Source organism: Rhodococcoides kyotonense (assembly GCF_001645385.1).
GTDB classification, from domain to species: Bacteria; Actinomycetota; Actinomycetes; order Mycobacteriales; family Mycobacteriaceae; genus Rhodococcoides; species Rhodococcoides kyotonensis_B.
The window spans coordinates 128545-145746 of the sequence record NZ_LVHI01000004.1 but is presented as its reverse complement, the minus strand read 5'-3'; the positions used below and the strand labels follow the sequence as shown (position 1 = coordinate 145746).

Genomic DNA, 17202 nt, shown 5'->3' with positions numbered 1-17202 from the left:
CTCCCAGATTCCCCTGGGTTTCGTCGGACACGAGACAGAGTCGATCGAGGCACCATGACGAGCATTCCCGAACAGCACCGCATCGCGATCGTCGGCGCAGGCCCTCGCGGTACCGGTGTACTCGAGCGTCTGCTCGCCCATCTCGCGGACCTCGACGCGGCCGACACCACGTCGATTCATATCGTCGATCCCTTCCCCGCAGGCGCGGGCCGAATCTGGCGCGGCAACCAGTCCCCGTTGCTCTGGATGAACTCGGTCGCCGCAGACGTCACGATGTTCACCGACGAGACGACGACCGTCGACGGCCCGATCAAGCCCGGCCCGACGTTGGCCGAGTGGGTCCTGCCGAACATCGGGACACTGAAGTCGGATCCCGAAGTCGCGCCGGAGCTCGAGACGTTCACGGCCCAGTCCTTCGCGTCGCGGACACTGCAGAGCCGATATCTGGAGTGGGTGTTCGCGCAGGCCGTCACCGATGCACCGGCCACGGTCGAAGTCCACCGCAGCACCGTCGTCGACATCGCGGACTCACCGGACGGCTCGCAGACACTGACTCTCGACGACGGTTCGACGCTCGACGTAGACGTCGTCGTCCTCGCGCAGGGTCACCCGGACGCTCTTCCGTCGTCGGCCGAGACCTACCTGCAGAAGTTCGCCGATTCGCACGACCTGACATACGTGGGTCCCGGGTACACCGCGGACCTCGATCCGGACGTGGTGCCGTCGGACGAGCCGATCCTCGTCGCCGGTCTCGGACTCGCGTTCATCGACTGGATGGTTCTGCTCGCCGAGAGCCGCGGCGGTGTGTTCTCTCGTGGCATCGACGGCGACCTGATCTACGAGCCTTCCGGACGCGAACCGATCGTCTACGCAGGTTCGCGACGCGGCGTCCCGTATCACTCGAAGATCGGATACGACATCGCCGCCGCCCGACCTCCGCTGCCGAAGTACTTCACCGCCGACGCATTTCCCGGCGACGGGTGGCTCGATTTCCGACGCGACGTCTGGCCACTGGCCGCGAAAGAGCTTGCGGGAGCACACTTTCACGAGCTGTTCGCCTCCCATCCCGAACGCACCACCGGTGAGTGGGCGGATTTCGACGCGCGGTTCGCTGCCCTCGAGCGGGGATCGACCGAGGCACGCCGACTCGTGGAGGCGTTCGTGCCCAAGGACGACGACCGGATCGATCTCGACCTGATCGACCGACCGTTGACGGGTGAGTCCTACGACGACGTCGACGACGCCACCGCACGCATCATCGGATACATCGACGCCGATCTCGCACGCCGCGCCGATCACCACTACAGCAGTGACGCCGCAGTGTTCAGCGCTTTGCTGTCGGTCTACATGACCACCGGAGAACTGTTGCGCCGCGGCCGCATTCCGGCTGCGTCGGTCGCCATGGACATCGAAGGCTGGCTGCACTCCTTCTTCAGTTTCGTCGCCAGCGGTCCACCTCCGCAACGGCTCGACCAACTGCGCGCCCTGGCGTCATGCGGCGTCGTCAGGTTCCTCGGCCCCGACACTACGTTCAGCGCCGACACCACGGACGGGGTATTCGTCGCGCAGAGCGCAGCCCATCCCGAAATTATTACGGCGAGAACACTTGTCGACGCCCGCCTCCCGGTCGCGTCGATCCGGTCAAGTGGCGATGCGCTGCTGCGTACCCTGCACTCCCGCGGCGAGATGGTGGAGATCCGAGCGAACGAGCGCAGCGCCGCGAAGATCTCGGTCGACGGCAGATCTCGAATCATCAAGGCCGACGGCTCGGTTCACGAACAGCGCTACGCCGTCGGGCCATGGGTAGCCGGGCACAATTGGTCGTCGGCGTTTCCCCGGCCGCAGACGAACGCAGGATTCTTCCGCCACAACGACGCGTTGGCGCTCGAGTTGCTTCGGTAGCCGGTCGACCCCTACGAGCTCTATCCCGTCTCGATCAGCAGCACACCGCCGATGATCAGCGCTATCCCGGCCGACATCATGGCCGTCAACGGCTCCTTGAACAGAATCTTGCCCGCGATGGCCGTCAGAGCGACGCCTGATGCTGCCCACACGCCGTAGGCCACGCCGATCCCCATTCCTGCCGACAAGGCCAGCGCCAGAAACGTGAACGCGGCGCCGTAGCCGACGACGACCGGGACGAGCCACAGCTTCTTACGACCACCCTCGGACGCGCGCAGCGACAGCGTCGCGATGACTTCGGTGACGATGGCGCCGGCGAGAAAGAACCACATCAGGTAGTCACCTCACGCCGTGCAGCCCGACCCGCGCCGAATTCGACGAGCACGACGCCCGCGATGACCAGCAGAATGCCCCCGATCATCGGTGCGGTGAGCGCCTCGTCGAAGATCGCATTACCCAGGATCGCCGTCAACGCGATACCGGCCGCAGCCCAGATGCCGTACGTCTTGCCGATCGGTGCCCCGCCACGCAGGATCAACGACAGAAAGACGAACGACGCGCCATAACCTGCAACGACGACCGCGTACCACGCCGGTGTGTCGACAGCTGCCTTCATCGACAGGGACGCGGTTACTTCCACCGTGATCGCCGACGCGAGTAGCGCCCAGTACTTGTTGCCCACGCTACGGACCAACGAGCAGGAGCTGCCGAAGATTCCGCGCGAGAAGTCAGGGAATCAGTACGAACTTCCCCCGTGGGTGCTCGGCCTTCAGCTCCGCGTGCGCCGTGGCGGCGTCGTCGAGCGGGAACGTCTTCGCGATCGTGATGCTGATGTCCCCTGCTCCTGCGGAGTTCACGAGGTCCAGACGCGCCTTCTTGCGTCGTTCTGCGCTCTCCGGGTTTCCACCGCCGACGGACTGGAAGCCGTCCGTGCCCGCACGCTCGAAGGCCGCGATGGTCACGATCCGCTGCTTGTCGGCGACGAGTTCGAGTGAGACGTCGACGGCCTCGTCGGTACCGACGGTGTCGATCGCGACGTCGACGCCGTCGGGAGCGAGCTCTTTCACTCGACCCAGTAGGCCCTCACCATATTCGACGGGCTCGGCCCCGAGGCTGCGGAGTTCGTCGTGATTCACCTGGCGAGCTGTCCCGATGACCCGCGCGCCCCTCGCCGTCGCCCGCTGGACGACGACGGACCCGACGCCTCCTGCCGCGCCGTGCACGAGGACGGTGTCGCCTTTGCCGACGTTCGTCACCACCAGCGTGTCGTAGGCCGTCCCCGCGACGACCAACAGGCCTGCTGCCTCTTCCCAACCGAGAGACTCGGGCTTCGGCAAAACTGCATCGGCGGGAACCAGCAGCCTCTCCGCATAGGCTCCTTGAGCGCCCGACACGATGACCTCGTCGCCCACCGAGATGGGACCTGCAGGCCCGGTCGCCGCACTGCCCACCTCGAGAACGACGCCGCTGGCCTCGCTTCCGAGATGACGCGGGAGCGTCGACTCGTCACTACCGAACGCGCCGCTGTACACCTTGTAGTCGAACGGGTTGACGCCGATTGCCTTGACCTCGACGAGCACCTGCCCTGCAGACGGTTTCGCGAGCGCCTCGTCGACGATGCGTACTACCTCGGGTCCGCCGAATGCCGTTGCTACTGCTGTCCGTGTCATGTTTCGTTCCCCTTTTCGTGCTGCATCGTTGGTCCGTTGTACCTGTCTATCGGATGTCGCGGTCCATCGATGCGGAACTCAGACCCGCAACCGCGGCAAGCCCCACTCTTTGCCGAGCAGTTCGTAGGACCGAAGCCGGTCCGCGTGATCGTGAGTGATCGTCGTGACCACCAGTTCGTCTGCGCCCGTCGCCTTCTGCAGACCGTCCAACTTCTCTGCGACAGTCGCTGCGGACCCGACGAATTGCGTCGCGACCCGATCTTCCACCAAAACCTGCTGTTCGCCGGTCAGCGGCTCTGCGGTCTTCGGATCCGGGTACGGAATCGCGCCGTGGCCGCTACGAATGCTGTACACCCACTGCGGGAAAGACGACGCCAGATATGCTGCGTGCGAATCCAACTCGGCGACAACGACATCCGCCGATACTACGACGTACGGCTCGCGTGAAGTCGACGACGGCACGAATGCCGCGCGGTACGCCTCGACGGCGTCGAGCGTCGTCCCGGGGCTCACGTGATAGTTCGCGACGAACGGCAGACCGCGCGCGCCCGCGACCTGCGCACTCTGTCCGCCGCTGCTTCCGAACAACCACAGTTCGACGTCGGCGCCCGCGCCGGGTGTGGCCGTCAGCGCCAGCCCCGACGACGTCGTGAAGTCGTCGTTCAGGAATGCGATGACATCACCGACCTGCTCGTCGAAGTCGGGTATCTCCGCATGGGGGTGCTGGAGGACGTGCGCGACCTCCGCACGCCGCTCCGATCGCAGCACGCCGGCGGCATCGGGCGCACCCTCGTCCGCCGATGCTTCCGTGCGACGCTGGCTGGACCTGCCGATACCCAGGTCGATCCGCCCCGGGTACAGCGCGGCGACGGTTCCGAACGCCTCGACGACCGACGCGGCCGTGTGATGACCGATCTGCACCGCAGCCGATCCGACGCGAATCCTGTTGGTAGCAGCAGCGATCAGACCGATGAGAACGGCAGGTGACGAACTCGCCGCAGCCACGAAATGGTGTTCCGCCACCCAATACCGCTCGTAACCCCACTCCTCGGTCTGCCGCGCCAGATCGAGAGTGTTGCGCAGAGCCTGCTGAACAGTGGACCCCTCGCTGATCGGCGACAGGTCGAGAACGTTCAGCGGCACTCGCGTCACGCAGGGACCTCGAATTCCGGTGTCTTCTCCCCTGCTTCGACGGCGACGGTCAGCTTGTTTTCCGCGGGAGCGACCGGGCACGTCGCGTAGTCGGTGAACGCACACGGTAGGTTGGACGCCCGGTTGAAGTCGAGAGTGACACGACCATCGGCATCCGGATCCTCGACCGCGAGCGAACGGGACGCCGGATAGGTCGTCACACCACTCGTGGCGTCGGTGAACAAAATCTGCAGTCCACCCTTTTTACCGCCAAATGCGACGAACTGCTGACGCTCACCACCCAACTCGAAATCGATGGTTCCGACGGCGGTGTGATGATGCTCCAAGCCTTCGACGACGGCTCCCGTCGTCACGATCTTCACTTCCGGGTACGGCGTGAACGTGCCTGTGACAGTCCACCGTTCGGAGGGTGCGTACGCCGGAATGCCCTGGAACGACTGCAGGTGAGGCGATTTCGGATCGTGCACACGCAACGCCACCGACCCGGTCCGACGAATGACCTCGATGCGTCGCTCACCGTCCTCGACCAGAATGCCGGGGGCACCTTCGACGGGTTCCAGACGCTCGACGTCCAGACCCTCGATGTGAACGGCATCCGCGTCGGCCTTCCATCGGCCGGGAAGGTCGGCGACGGTCTCGAATTCGTCGGTGAGCCAATACAATCCGGTGAGCGCGACCCAGCCGAGCGGGTCACGATAGTAGCTCTCCCGCTCGGCGTGCCAGGTGTTCCACTGGATTTCCAAGCTGTGGACCGTAGTGGTCATGACGCTCGTACTCCTTCACGCTCGTCGGTGTCGTGTGGGTGGGCGAGTCCCAAGTGCTCGCGCAGCGACGTACCCGTGTACTCGGTGCGGAAGCTGCCACGTTCCTGCAGCAGCGGAACCACCTTGTCGACGAATTCGTCGAGGCCGGCGGGCGTGATGTGCGGGACGAGGATGAACCCGTCGCACGCGTCGTTCTGCACGTAGCTGTCGATCTCTGCAGCCACCTGGGCGGGAGTACCGACGAACTGCTGACGCGTCGTCACCTCGATGATCAATTCGCGGATGCTGAGGTTCTTCGCCACGGCGCGCTCGCGCCACTCACGCGCAACCTGAACCGGATCGCCGTGTCGGACGCGGCCCCGCGTGATGTTGACGTCGTCCGCCGGATCCTCGGAGGGCAGCGGTCCGTCGGGGTCGTACGACGACAGGTCACGGCCCCACACCTGTTCGAGGAACGAGATCGCAGTCTGCGGCCCGACCTGCTGGTGGCGGATGACGTCGCCACGCTCGTGCGCCTCGGCGTCGGTGTCACCGAGGACGAACGTGGCCGCGGGCAGCACCTTCAGATCGTCGTGCGCACGGCCGTACTTCGCGAGCCTGCCCTTCACGTCCGTGTAGAACGCCTGCCCGGCCGCGAGTGTTCCGTGGACCGTGAAGATCGCGTCGGCCTTGGCTGCGCCGAACTCGCGGCCTTCGTCGGAATCTCCTGCTTGCAGCAGAACCGGATGGCCCTGCGGGCTGCGCGGGACGGTGAACGCAGCGTCGATGTCGAACTGCTCCGCGCTGTGCCGGACGCGACCGACCGCGTCGGTACGTCCGAAGATGCCGTTCTCACGATCGACGACGAGGTCGTCCTCGCCCCAGCTGTCCCACAGCTTCCGTGCGACGTCGATGATCTCGCGGGCGCGGACGTACCGATCCTTCCGGTCCAGGTAGCCGCCGCGGCGGAAGTTCTCACCGGTGAACGCGTCGGACGACGTCACCATGTTCCACGCGGCGCGGCCGTTCGACAGATGATCGAGGGTCGCGAACTGCTTGGCCAGTTCGAACGGTTCGTTGAACGTCGTGTTGATCGTGCCTGCGAGTCCGAGATGCGTCGTGACGGCGGCGAGCGCGTTCAACACGATCAGCGTATCGGGACGCCCGACGACGTCGAGATCGTGAATTCTGCCCCGGTGCTCGCGCAGCCTCAGTCCTTCGGCGAGGAAGAAGAAGTCGAACAGACCGCGTTCGGCCGTCTTCGCGAGATGCACGAAGGAGTCGAACTCGATCTGGCTCTTCGACGCCGGATCGCTCCACACCGTCGTGTTGTTGACGCCGGGAAAATGCGCGCCGAGGTGAATCTGTTTCCTACGCTCGACCATCACAACGCTCCTTCTGCATAACGGTTCACCGGACGAGACAGGCCGAGACGTTCCCTCAGCAGTCCGGGTGCGCCGCCGCCCGATTTCGGCAGCGCGGCAACACCGGATACCAGTGCCAGCGGCCGGAACGTCACGCCGTCGACGATTCCCGACAGTTCCGTCACCACCGCCTCCAGCCCGGCGCGGTCACCCACGTACCGCACGGTGTCCGACGCATACGGCTCCCACGAGTCCAACTGTTCGACATCTGCTGCAGCAGAATCGGATACGAGCACATCGACGTCCAGCAGGACTGCCACGTTCACCGGGTCGCGCCCCTGTGCAACGACGGCCCGCCGGACACGTGCGGCGACGACGGCAGCCTCGGCGGTTGTCGCTGCCGTGACGCGTACGACGTCGGCGCGCGCGGCCGCGACGGCCAGCGAATGCTCGTCGGTGACGCGCACCGCCACGATGGGCTGCCCCTGCGGTGACCGCGGCGTGATCGACGGGCCCTTCACCGAGAAGTAGTCGCCCTCGAAGTCGATGTAGTGCAGTTTGTCTCGATCGATGAACCGCCCGGTGCTCTGATCGCGGATCTCCGCGTCGTCCTCCCAGCTGTCCCACAGCCGCGTCACGACCTCGACCGCGTCGTCGGCCTCACGCCACAGATCGGCCGCGTCCTGAACACCTTTGCGGCCGAACGCCTTCGCGTCGTCGACGCCGGGTGACACCGCGACCTCCCAGCCGGCGCGGCCGTGCGATGCGAAGTCGATGCTCGCGATCTGCTTCGAGACGTGGAACGGCTCGGTGTGCGTGACGGTGACCGTCGGGATCAGTCCGATCGACGAGGTGGCTGCCGCGGCACGTGCTGCGATCGATGCGGCGTCGAGTTGGCCGAACGACGCGGTCGTGTGCGCCCCGCGTGCGAACGAATCGGAGATGAACGCGAAGTCGACGCCCGCACGCTCGGCGAGTTCGAGCAGTTCGGTCCAGTAAGCCGCAGTGAACAGGTCCTCTGCGCGGGAATCCGCTCGCCGCCAGGACGCCGGATGCCTGCCGGTGCCCTGCAATTCGACAGCAGTGAGGAAAGCTCTGTCAGGCATGAAGTGTCTCCTTGTGGGTGCCCGGTATCGCTGCCAGCAGTTCGCGCGTGTACTCACGCTGGGGTGAATCGAAAATTGCTGCGGTCGTGCCGTATTCGACGATCGATCCGGACTGCATGACGGCAACGGTGTCACTGATCTGCCTGACCACCGCGAGATCGTGTGAGATGAACAGGTAGCTGAGCCCCAGTTCGTCCTGCAGATTCGAGAGCAACGTCAGAATCTGCGCCTGCACGGATACGTCCAATGCCGACACCGGCTCGTCGAGAACGAGCAGTTCCGGATGCAGCGCCAACGCGCGGGCGATCGCGACGCGTTGGCGCTGGCCGCCGGACAGTTCGGCAGGTCTACGGTGCAGATAGTCCGACCCGAGCGCGACATGGTCGAGCAGTTCGGCTGCGCGCGTCGTTCTTTCCGCCGACGAACCGACCTTGAATGCGTCGAGCGGTTCACGCACGATCTGTTCGACGCTCAACTTGGGGTTCAGTGACGCGTACGGGTTCTGGTAGACGATCTGCACGCGGCGACGCAGCGCTCGCAGCGCGGAGCCTTTCAACGTGGAGACCTCGGTCCCGTCGAACGTCACCGACCCCGACGTGGGTGTCTCGAGACCGATGGAGATGCGCGCCAGAGTGGACTTGCCCGAGCCCGATTCACCGACGAGCGACAGCGTCCGGCCGCGTTCGACGGTGATCGACGCCGTCTTCACGGCGTCGAGCGACACACCGCGGCCGATGCGGAACGTCTTGGACACGTCCGACACGGTCAGAATCGGATCCGACGCCGGACGCTCCTGCCGCACCTCGGTACTCAGACTGGGCGCCGCGGCGAGCAGGGACTTGGTGTACTCGTGCTGTGGATTCGCGAGAACGTCTGCCGTGCGGCCGGTTTCGACTATCTCGCCCTTGCTCATGACGACGAGCCGATCCGAACGGTCTGCGGCGACACCGAGATCGTGCGTGATGAGTAGAACCGCAGCGCCCGTCTCCGCGATCCGGGCATCGAGGTGGTCGAGAATGCGGCGCTGGACGGTCACGTCGAGCGCGCTGGTCGGCTCGTCGGCGATGACCAGTTCCGGCCTGCACGCCAGGGCAATGCCGATGAGTACACGCTGGCGTTGACCACCGGAGAGGTCCTGCGGGTACTGCCGAGCGCGGACCTCCGGGTTGTCGATGCCCGCTTCGGTGAGGATACGGATCGCTTCGACCTTCGCGGATCGCTTGGTCGCAAGACCGTGCACCCGAAGCACTTCGGCGACCTGGTCACCGATGCGGATGACCGGGTTCAGCGACGTCGTCGGATCCTGCGGGACCAGTCCGATGTGTGCGCCGCGGAGACGATCGAGCCTTTTCTCCGACGCGTCGTCGATGCGGTCCCCGTCGAACGTGACCGTGCCTCCGGTGACATGGCCGGAGCCGGCGAGCAGACCGATGATGGCGTGCGCCGTCGTCGACTTGCCCGAACCGGATTCACCGGCGACCGCGACGACCTCGCCCTTCTCGACGGACAGGCTGACGCCGCGCACCGCCGTCGACTCACCGTAGGAAACCTGAAGGTCCCGGACCTCGAGGATCGGGCTCATCGCTTTCCTCCTTCGATGGCATGACCGATTCGGTGGGCGGACAGCACGACGGCGACGATGACGAGGCCGGGAAGCGTCGTCATCCACCACGCCGTGGCGAGGAAATTACGTCCCTCGGAGATCAACGAACCCCATTCGGGAGTCGGCGGGACCGCCCCGAAGCCCAGGAAGCTGAGCGACGACACCGCCAGCACCGCCATACCGAATTCGACTGCGGCCAGCGCGATCACAGGTGCGTAGCTGTTCCGCAGGATATGGCGTCGGAACACGTCGTACCACCGCACGCCCGACGCGTATGCCGCCTCGACGTAGAGCGAACGCCTCACCCTGAGCACTTCGGACCGCATGACGCGGGCGAAATTCGCGACGAGCGAGACACCGACCGCGATGGCGACGTTGGTGGTACCGAAGCCGAGCGCGGTCACGAGAGCGAGTGACAGTAGCAATGCCGGAATCGACAGCAGGACGTCGACGATGCGCATGAGCACGGCGTCGAGCACACCGCCGACGGCACCGGACAGCAATCCGATGAGAGAGCCCGCGACGAGGGCGATACCGACGGCCAGCAGCGTCGCTGTCAGCGACAGGCCCGCGCCGTGCACGACGCGGGTGTACACGTCGCGTCCGATGTTGTCGGTGCCGAACCAGTGGGCGGCGCTCGGGCCCTGCAGCTTGTCGGCGGGTACGCCCTTCAACGGATCACCGCTGGCGAACACGGACGGAAACAGGGCGAACCCGACGGCGAGGAGCAGTACGACCGCCGACAGCACGAGCCAGACGTTCTTCAGCCAAGACCGCGGCGAGCGACGCCGCGGAGCGGATACCGACGGCGTGGACGACGGCGCTGGCGTGAGAACCTCGCGAATCAGAGTGTCAGACACCGACTTTCTCCTTCGTTGCGCTCGCAGGGCTTTCGGACTTTTTGTAGTCGGCAACGATCCGCGGGTCGATCAGCGGGTAGAGCACGTCGACGAGCAGGTTGATCGCGACGAACACCAACGACGTCAGGACGACGATGCCCTGGACTACGGGAATGTCCTGCGCCATCACCGAGGTCTGCGTCAATCGTCCGACGCCTGCCCGGGAGAAGACCGTTTCGACGACCACCGATCCGGCGAGGAGGTTGCCGACGAGGACGCCTGCGATCGTGAACGCCGGAATCGACGACAACCGGGCGACATGCTTGGTCTGCACGCGCAGACGCGAGACACCCTTGGCGCGCGCCGATTCGACGAACGGCTGCTTCCACGTGGTCGTCATGGACGTCGCGAGGACCTGAGCGATGACCGCGCCCGTCGGCAATGCCAGCGTGATCGCGGGCAGCACCAGCGACGAGAACCCCTGGTCACCGAACGCCGGGAACAGTCGCAGTTGGAACGAGAACAGTTGCAGCAGGAGCAGTCCGACCCAGAACGTCGGGACGGCGACCCCGAGTGGCGGGATCGACAACAGGATGTTGCGCAACCATCCAGCGCGGGTGTACGTCGCGAGGAACGCGACCGTGCCGCCGAAGAGCACGGCCAACACGAGGGCGCTGAAGGCAAGCGCCAGCGTGCTGGGCAGCGCGTCGAAGATCGCCGTCGTCACCTTCTGCCCGGTGGCGATCGAGTACCCGAAGTCACTTCGGACAGCGCCGCTGAGCGAGTTCCAATACTGAACCCACACCGGCTGATCGAGGCCGTACCGCGCCTGCAACTCCGCGATCGCGGCGGCATCGACCGGGGTACCTGCTCCCCCGCCGTCGGCCGCGATGCTGACCGGATCGGACGGCAGGAGGAACAGCACGACGAACGAGATCGTGAACGCCGCCCACAGGACGACGATCGCCTGCAGTACACGCTGTGCGAGGTACCGGGTCATGACTACTGTCCGCTCAGCCAGGTGTCGAAGAACTGAAGACGGGCCGACGCCTCGAATTTCAGGTCCTGCACGGTCGGGCCTGCACCGATCGCCTGCGACAACTCGATGGTCGGGATCCACAGGCCGTTGTCGAGCACCTGCTGCTGCGCGCGACCGATGATCTCGTTGCGTTCTGCGGTATCGGTGGTGGCCAGTTCCTCGGTCAGCGACGCGTCGAGATCGGGAATCGGGCCGCGGGCGTTCAGGTTTCGGCCGTCGACGGCGAACGACGTGCGCAGGATGTCACCGTCGGCGCGCGTGCTGTTGTAGTACGTGGAGTCGTAGTCCTTGGTTCCCTGACGCGCGGTGGCCTCGGCATTCGAGACCAGTTCGAGCTGCAGATCGACGCCGACCTCACGCAACTGCTGCTGGGTGAGCTCCAGGATTGCCTGGTTACCGGCGAACACGGCACTGAACATGACCTTGAAACTCAGCTTCTGGCCGTCTTTTTCACGGATGCCGTCTGCTCCCGGGACCCAGCCTGCCGCGTCGAGTATGGATTTCGCCTTCTCGGGGTCGTAGGTGACGTCCGCGAGTTCGGTGTAGCCGGGAGTCCTACTGGCCAGCGTGCTGGTTGCAGTCTTGAAGTCCGGGCCGAGAATGGTGTCGACGAGTTCCTGACGGTCGATCGCCGGAACGAGGGCCTTGCGCACCTCGGGATCCTGCAGCGCACCCCGAGTCACGTTGGGCTGGATGCCGAACGGCGTGCCCGGATTCGACGTCGTCAGGATCCGTCCGCCCGTGGCCTCGATCTGCGGGGCATCCTGTGGAAGCGCGTCGCTGATCGCGTCGAGCTGATTCGACGACAGGCTGCCGGTACGGACACCCGATTCGGGGACGACAGTGAATTCGATCGTGTCGAGGTAGGCCTCACCGTCGTGACCGAAAACATCCGAGCCCCAGCCATATCCGGCTCGCTTGGCGAGCGTCACCGATTTGTCCTGCTGGTAGTCGGCATACGTGAACGGACCGCTACCGATATTGCTGCCGTCGCACCGCGCCTCGGCCGGCTTCGCGACGGTGGCGAGCGACTGAATTCCGAGCTGCGGCGTCGACGTCGCCTGCAGGAACTGCGCATTCGGACCGTTGAATTCGATCTTCGCGGTGAGCGGGTCGACGACGGTGGTGCCGACGTAGCCGGACAGGTAGCTGCCGCCGAGCGGAGACTTCGCTGTGGTCAGGGTGTTCACGACCGAGTCGAAGTTGGCCTTGACCGCCTCGGCATCGACCGGCGTGCCGTCACTGAAGGTGACACCGTCCTTCAGGGTGAACGTGAACGACGACGCGTCAGGGGCCACTTCCCAGCTGTCCGCGAGCCACGGCGTGATCTCACCGGTCTCGGGATCCTGGTCGGTGAGCGAATCGACGATCTGACGAATGACGTAGATCGTCTGATTCGTGCCCGACTGCGCGGGATCGGAGCAGGTCGGCGCACCGGACAGGCCGTAGCGCAGCGTTCCGCCCGCCTGCGGCTCACCGGCGTCGGCGGTGGTCGACGTGGAACTGCCGCCACATGCGGTGAGGACGACACTGGCAGCAGCGAGGGCGCCGATACCTGCCAGAACGGAACGTGAGGACACGTGGGTACTCCGGATCTCGAGACGCGAGAACACCCACGCACGTGGGGGTCCCGACTTCGGTGAAGGGGTGAGGAGAAGAACTCAGCCGAGAGGGCTCAGCTGCGACAGGTGGAGCCCGCCAGACGGCACAGGTCCACGTGAATTCGGCCCCAGCTGTTGGGGTAACCAGCGTGCATCGTTCCTCCATCGTTCCCGGCGGTAGCACCCGCTCCCGAATGGTTCGGGGGGTTGCTGCGACGTCGTAGAGCCAGGTCTCTCGGTCGCTCTGGATGGTGTTGCGCTGGCAAGTGTACGACTACCCACGACACTTACGCCAATTGAGGCATTCCCTACGGAGTAACAGGGGATTCGAACAGCGGTAGCACTCCCCTTCCGAAGTGCTCGGCTTCTTCGATGTGGGGGTAGCCGGAGAAGATGAACTCGTCGATACCCACCGCCTGATATTCGCGAATTCGGTCGGCCACCTCGGCGTGACTGCCGACCAGCGCGGTACCTGCTCCTCCGCGCACCAGACCGTATCCCGCCCACAGATTCGGCCCGACCAACAGATTGTTCCGATCGCCGCCGTGCAGGTCGAGCATGCGGCGCTGGCCCTCGGACGCGATGCCGCGCAGTGCTTTCTGTCTGCGTGCGATGATCTCGTCGTCGAGCCCGGAGATCAGGTTCTCTGCAACGGACCACGCCTCGTCGGCGGTGTCACGCGCAATGACGTGGATCCGGATGCCGCCGCGGATCTCCCTGCCTTTCGCGCTAGCAGCCTTCTTCACGTGCGCGATCTTGTCGGCGACCTGAGCGGGCGGTTCACCCCAGGTGAGGAAGACGTCGGCCTGCTCCGCGGCGACGTCGATCGCAGCCGGTGACGATCCACCGACGTAGACGTCGGGAAGCGGAACAGGCGGGTAGCCACTGAAACCGGCGCCGCTGGGCCGCTCGACGGTGTAGAACTCCGACGACGTAGAGACAGGCTTGCCGTCGCCCACTCCACGGGCGATTTCGAGGAACTCGAGTGCCCGACGGTAGCGGTCGTCCTTGCCGAGTGTGTCGCCATACGCGCGCTGTTCGACATCGTCACCTCCCACGACGACGTTCAGCAGTGCACGTCCACCCGAAAGTCGTTGGAAAGTACTGACCATCTGCGCCGACAGGACAGGCTCTACGGCGCCGGGTCGGAACGCGACGAGAAATTTGAGACGTGTCGTCGCCGCGATGAGCGCCGACGTGACCAACCACGCGTCCTCGCAGTGAGCACCCGTCGGCGTCAGCACCGCATGGAAACCGAGCCGGTCGACGGTCTGCGCCAGACGGGTGAGGTACTCGAGCGATGCGTCGCGGTGGCCCGAATCGGATTCTGTCGCAGCGTTTCCTCCGATTCGGACGCCGTGCGATGCGCCCCCGAGACGTTCGTCGTCGCCGCCGGTCGGGAGGAACCACGAGAACTTCGGCACTACCGCTGTTGTCGTCACTACTTGCTCCGTCTCTTGCTGTCCACCACTGCACATGCCAACGATCCAACCAACATCAGTCCGGAGACCCCGATCCCCAAACCTGCTGCCCGTCCGAAATTCTCGGCATCGGACGCAAGAACCCCCAAGTAGATTCCCGGCACTGCCGCGAGCGAGATCGTCGCCGACAACCGTTGCGACAGTTGAAGGAATCCCGCCGCAACCCCGTTCGCGCCGGGCGGTGAATATTCCAGCGTCATACCGCGATTCGGGGCGTCGACGAATCCGCTTGCGAGACCGGACAATGCGGCGAGGACGACGAACGCGGGGACGGTGAGCCCGCGCGGCAACGCTGCGATCGTCGTGATGTATCCGGCGACGACGAACAGCTCGAGCACGATGGCGCCGACGACCGCGTTGCGTCCGAAGCGCGCCACCGCTCGCCACCCGAACGCCGAGGTGATCGCCATCAGCAGCGAACTCCCGACCATGATCAGCGCTGCCTGCAATGCCGGGTATCCCAACCCCTCGATGAGATACAGACTGAGCACGGCTTGCAGCGCGAGCACGGCACCGAACCAGAACATCGCCACCGCGGTGCCGAGTGTGTACCCGCGCGCGGCAAGGAGTTCCGGTAGCAGAACCGGAACGCCACCCGACGCCGCGAACCGTCTCTCCCAGAACCAGAAACCGACGAGCGTTCCGACCGACGCGAGAACGAGCACCGTCGACACCGCGGCCCCGAGCGACGACACCATCGGCAGCAACAGCAGCAGCGTTGCGAGACCGAGAGCGAGCAGTCCGACGACGTCGATGCTGGCACCCGACCGGCGCGCCCGGTCCTTGCGCAACACGAACACCGCAGCCGTCAGTGTCACCACCGCGAACGGCACGTTGAGCAACAGCAGCAGACGCCACCCGACGTCTGCGTCGGCGACACCGAGAACGATGCCGCCGAGTATCGGTCCGAACAGACCCGCGAGCCCACCGGCCGTACTGTAGGCGCCCAACGCTTTAGCGCGTTCCCTGCCGCTGTATCGGTCGGTGATGATGCCGAGCACTTGCGAACTGACGGTGCCTGCACCGATCCCCTGACCGAGGCGCGCGGCGACGATCATCCACGGTTCGGCGGCGAACGCACCCACGACGCCCATGACCGAGAACAAGCTCAGGCCGAACAGGAAGAGCCGGCGCCGTCCGACGACGTCCCCGAGACGACCTGCAGGCACGAGCGCGAGGCCGAACGTCAGCGAGTAACTTGCGAGAATCCACTGCACCTCGGAGGTCCCGGCATCGAGCGACGACCGGATCGCCGGGACGCCGATGCTCAGAACGGCGGAGTCGAGAAGCGTCGTGAATCCCGCTGCAGCGCAGACGAAGACATCCTTGCCGGTTGCTACCCGGTCGGCTGTATCAGCCTGCAGCGCTGCTATCGGTCTCACCGGACTTTCTTCGAGTGAGCGGTTCACGCAGCCCGAGGTGCCCGCGCAATGTGGTCGACGTGTACTCGGTGCGGTAGGCACCACGCTCCTGTAGCTCGGGCACGAGCCAGTCGACGATCTCGTCGAGACCACCCGGCACGATGTACGGCGAGATGTTGAATCCATCCGTTGCGCCTTCGCGTACCCACCGCGTGAGCTCGTCGGCGACCTGACCCGGTGTACCTGCGAAGCCGGACCTGGCCGTCGTCTCGATGGCGACCTGACGCAACGACAGGTTCTTCGCCTCGGCCAAAGCGCGCCACTCCCTTGCCAATTCGATCGGATCCTTGCCGTCGCGGAAAGCACCACGCGTCGCCGAGATGGGAGCCGGCACCGGATCGTCCGCGGGGAGCGGACCGTCGGGATCGAGATCGGACAGGTCGCGCCCCCACACGAGCCCGATGAGCGACAACGCCGTCGGCCCGGTGAACTGGCCCTCGCGGACCCACCGTTCCTTCTCTTCTACCTCGTTCGCGTTCTCCGCCAACACTATCTGGGTACCGGGAAGGATCTTGATGTCGTCCTCGGGACGACCTGCCTTGCGGAGGCGAGACCGAATGTCGTTCGCGAACGTCAACGCTTCGTCGAAATGCGTTCCGTGACGGGAGAAGATGACGTCGGCGTTGGCAGCGGCGAAGTCACGGCCCTGCGGCGAGTCGCCGGCCTGGAAGATGACCGGATGTCCTTGCGCGCTCCGCGGGAGCGTGGCGTCGAGCTCGATGTCGAATTGCGACGTGCTCTGCTGCACCCGAGTCGGTTCACCGTTCTCCCAGGAATCCCAGATCGCACGCGCCGCCTGGATGAACTGGCCTGCCCGCTCGTAGCGGAGCTCGTGGTCGAGAAACCCTCCCCGGCGGAAGTTCTCACCGGTCCACGCGTTGTCGGTCGTGACGGCATTCCACCCTGCCCTGCCGTCGGACAGGATGTCGAGACCTGCAAGTCGACGCGCGAGGTCGCCCGGCTCGTTGTACGTCGTGTTCTGGGTCGCAACCAATCCGATGTGTTCGGTGATGCCTGCGAGCGCTGCGAGCTGCGCGATGGCGTCGGGACGCCCGGCGATGTCCAGGTCGAGAATCTTGCCCTGCTGCTCGCGCAGGCGCAGACCCTCACCGAGGAAGAACGCGTCGAACAGGCCCCGCTCGGCCGTCGTGATGATCTTGCGGAACGTCTCGAAATCGATCTGCGAACCACTTTGCGGGTCGGACCAGATGGTGGTGTGGTTGACGCCTTGAAAGAAGACACCGAAGTGCACCTGGGCGTCCGGTCGAAGGACACTCATGT

At 65.3% G+C, this 17202-nt stretch carries 16 protein-coding genes and 1 riboswitch; of the genes, 1 reads left to right on the top strand and 15 read right to left on the bottom strand.

What is annotated here, in order from left to right; translation table 11 throughout:
* Positions 1 to 54 precede the first annotated feature (54 nt).
* Positions 55 to 1902, top strand: a complete 1848-nt coding sequence (locus A3K89_RS03830; protein WP_068422014.1) for an FAD/NAD(P)-binding protein — start codon at positions 55 to 57, stop codon at positions 1900 to 1902.
* A gap of 20 nt (positions 1903 to 1922) precedes the next feature.
* On the opposite strand, the gene A3K89_RS03825 is transcribed toward A3K89_RS03830, so the two are convergent.
* The 15 genes from A3K89_RS03825 to A3K89_RS03760 all read right to left on the bottom strand — a co-directional run bounded on the left by A3K89_RS03825 (position 1923) and on the right by A3K89_RS03760 (position 17200).
* Positions 1923 to 2234, bottom strand: a complete 312-nt coding sequence (locus A3K89_RS03825; RefSeq protein WP_068422008.1) for a DMT family transporter — start codon at positions 2232 to 2234, stop codon at positions 1923 to 1925.
* Positions 2234 to 2584: a DMT family transporter gene (locus tag A3K89_RS03820; protein WP_084423558.1), complete on the bottom strand. Its 351-nt coding sequence runs from the start codon at positions 2582 to 2584 to the stop codon at positions 2234 to 2236. The genes A3K89_RS03825 and A3K89_RS03820 overlap by 1 nt, the downstream gene beginning before the upstream one ends.
* 46 nt (positions 2585 to 2630) lie before the next feature.
* On the bottom strand, positions 2631 to 3572 hold the full coding sequence (locus tag A3K89_RS03815) for an NADP-dependent oxidoreductase (protein WP_068422006.1): 942 nt from the start codon (positions 3570 to 3572) through the stop codon (positions 2631 to 2633).
* Positions 3573 to 3650: 78 nt separating this feature from the next.
* Positions 3651 to 4724, bottom strand: a complete 1074-nt coding sequence (locus tag A3K89_RS03810) for an MsnO8 family LLM class oxidoreductase (RefSeq protein WP_068422002.1) — start codon at positions 4722 to 4724, stop codon at positions 3651 to 3653.
* Positions 4721 to 5488: a DUF1684 domain-containing protein gene (locus A3K89_RS03805; RefSeq protein WP_068421999.1), complete on the bottom strand. Its 768-nt coding sequence runs from the start codon at positions 5486 to 5488 to the stop codon at positions 4721 to 4723. Before A3K89_RS03805 ends, A3K89_RS03810 begins: the two co-directional genes overlap by 4 nt.
* Positions 5485 to 6852: an NtaA/DmoA family FMN-dependent monooxygenase gene (locus A3K89_RS03800; RefSeq protein WP_068421996.1), complete on the bottom strand. Its 1368-nt coding sequence runs from the start codon at positions 6850 to 6852 to the stop codon at positions 5485 to 5487. Before A3K89_RS03800 ends, A3K89_RS03805 begins: the two co-directional genes overlap by 4 nt.
* On the bottom strand, positions 6852 to 7937 hold the full coding sequence (locus A3K89_RS03795) for an LLM class flavin-dependent oxidoreductase (RefSeq protein WP_068421993.1): 1086 nt from the start codon (positions 7935 to 7937) through the stop codon (positions 6852 to 6854). Before A3K89_RS03795 ends, A3K89_RS03800 begins: the two co-directional genes overlap by 1 nt.
* The gene (locus tag A3K89_RS03790) at positions 7930 to 9519 is read right to left on the bottom strand and encodes a dipeptide ABC transporter ATP-binding protein (protein WP_068421991.1); all 1590 of its coding nucleotides are present in this window, start codon (positions 9517 to 9519) and stop codon (positions 7930 to 7932) included. Before A3K89_RS03790 ends, A3K89_RS03795 begins: the two co-directional genes overlap by 8 nt.
* Positions 9516 to 10400, bottom strand: a complete 885-nt coding sequence (locus tag A3K89_RS03785; RefSeq protein WP_174551356.1) for an ABC transporter permease — start codon at positions 10398 to 10400, stop codon at positions 9516 to 9518. Before A3K89_RS03785 ends, A3K89_RS03790 begins: the two co-directional genes overlap by 4 nt.
* Entirely contained in the window at positions 10393 to 11379 is a 987-nt protein-coding gene (locus A3K89_RS03780; protein ID WP_068421989.1) for an ABC transporter permease, read from the bottom strand. The genes A3K89_RS03785 and A3K89_RS03780 overlap by 8 nt, the downstream gene beginning before the upstream one ends.
* 2 nt (positions 11380 to 11381) lie before the next feature.
* Positions 11382 to 12998, bottom strand: a complete 1617-nt coding sequence (locus A3K89_RS03775; RefSeq protein ID WP_068422264.1) for an ABC transporter substrate-binding protein — start codon at positions 12996 to 12998, stop codon at positions 11382 to 11384.
* Positions 12999 to 13093: 95 nt separating this feature from the next.
* On the bottom strand, positions 13094 to 13174 hold the full coding sequence (locus tag A3K89_RS26645) for a putative leader peptide (protein WP_367946694.1): 81 nt from the start codon (positions 13172 to 13174) through the stop codon (positions 13094 to 13096).
* 4 nt (positions 13175 to 13178) lie between these two features.
* A riboswitch (SAM riboswitch) is annotated at positions 13179 to 13274 on the bottom strand.
* A gap of 53 nt (positions 13275 to 13327) precedes the next feature.
* Positions 13328 to 14461, bottom strand: coding sequence for an LLM class flavin-dependent oxidoreductase (locus tag A3K89_RS03770; RefSeq protein WP_254303398.1), 1134 nt, complete (start codon positions 14459 to 14461; stop codon positions 13328 to 13330).
* Positions 14461 to 15882 carry an MFS transporter gene (locus A3K89_RS03765; RefSeq protein WP_068421985.1) on the bottom strand — a complete coding sequence of 474 codons (1422 nt, stop codon included), beginning with the start codon at positions 15880 to 15882 and terminating at the stop codon, positions 14461 to 14463. Before A3K89_RS03765 ends, A3K89_RS03770 begins: the two co-directional genes overlap by 1 nt.
* Positions 15854 to 17200: an NtaA/DmoA family FMN-dependent monooxygenase gene (locus tag A3K89_RS03760; protein ID WP_068421984.1), complete on the bottom strand. Its 1347-nt coding sequence runs from the start codon at positions 17198 to 17200 to the stop codon at positions 15854 to 15856. Before A3K89_RS03760 ends, A3K89_RS03765 begins: the two co-directional genes overlap by 29 nt.
* Positions 17201 to 17202: the final 2 nt, after the last annotated feature.

What these genes read in the sequence shown, in the direction of transcription:
- A3K89_RS03830 (WP_068422014.1), top strand. Translation starts at nt 55, where the DNA reads ATGACGAGCATTCCCGAACAGCACCGCATCGCGATCGTCGGCGCAGGC.
- A3K89_RS26645 (WP_367946694.1), bottom strand. Translation starts at nt 13,174, where the DNA reads ATGCACGCTGGTTACCCCAACAGCTGGGGCCGAATTCACGTGGACCTG.
- A3K89_RS03805 (WP_068421999.1), bottom strand. Translation starts at nt 5,488, where the DNA reads ATGACCACTACGGTCCACAGCTTGGAAATCCAGTGGAACACCTGGCAC.
- A3K89_RS03790 (WP_068421991.1), bottom strand. Translation starts at nt 9,519, where the DNA reads ATGAGCCCGATCCTCGAGGTCCGGGACCTTCAGGTTTCCTACGGTGAG.
- A3K89_RS03795 (WP_068421993.1), bottom strand. Translation starts at nt 7,937, where the DNA reads ATGCCTGACAGAGCTTTCCTCACTGCTGTCGAATTGCAGGGCACCGGC.
- A3K89_RS03760 (WP_068421984.1), bottom strand. Translation starts at nt 17,200, where the DNA reads ATGAGTGTCCTTCGACCGGACGCCCAGGTGCACTTCGGTGTCTTCTTT.
- A3K89_RS03825 (WP_068422008.1), bottom strand. Translation starts at nt 2,234, where the DNA reads ATGTGGTTCTTTCTCGCCGGCGCCATCGTCACCGAAGTCATCGCGACG.
- A3K89_RS03800 (WP_068421996.1), bottom strand. Translation starts at nt 6,852, where the DNA reads ATGGTCGAGCGTAGGAAACAGATTCACCTCGGCGCGCATTTTCCCGGC.
- A3K89_RS03815 (WP_068422006.1), bottom strand. Translation starts at nt 3,572, where the DNA reads ATGACACGGACAGCAGTAGCAACGGCATTCGGCGGACCCGAGGTAGTA.
- A3K89_RS03780 (WP_068421989.1), bottom strand. Translation starts at nt 11,379, where the DNA reads ATGACCCGGTACCTCGCACAGCGTGTACTGCAGGCGATCGTCGTCCTG.